The following is a 251-nucleotide window of genomic DNA, read 5'->3' on the forward strand; positions in this document are numbered from 1 at the left end:
GTCCGAGCTCGAACTGATCATAAAACAACTGGATAATTGGACTGCGGAACAAGGGAAAGACTTCTTGGTGAACTTGATTTCACGTCTTGAACAATTCACCAGAATGGAGCGATGTGAGCTATTCCGACAGTATCTATCTGAGCCAAAACTCGCTAACAGATTGCTTGAGTTTGCAGGGAGCGACTACAAGGATGTTAATTTTGTAATTAATATTGTTTCAACTCTGGGGAATATGATCGATAGATATGGGC

At 41.4% G+C, this 251-nt stretch carries 1 protein-coding gene; it reads left to right on the plus strand.

The window, feature by feature from the left end:
- A partial coding sequence (locus tag SB847_RS21780) for a hypothetical protein (RefSeq protein ID WP_410578788.1) occupies positions 1-251 on the plus strand: 251 nt, incomplete at both ends.

The organism is Bacillus sp. SIMBA_026 (assembly GCF_046535335.1).
GTDB classification, from domain to species: domain Bacteria; phylum Bacillota; class Bacilli; order Bacillales; family Bacillaceae; genus Bacillus; species Bacillus velezensis.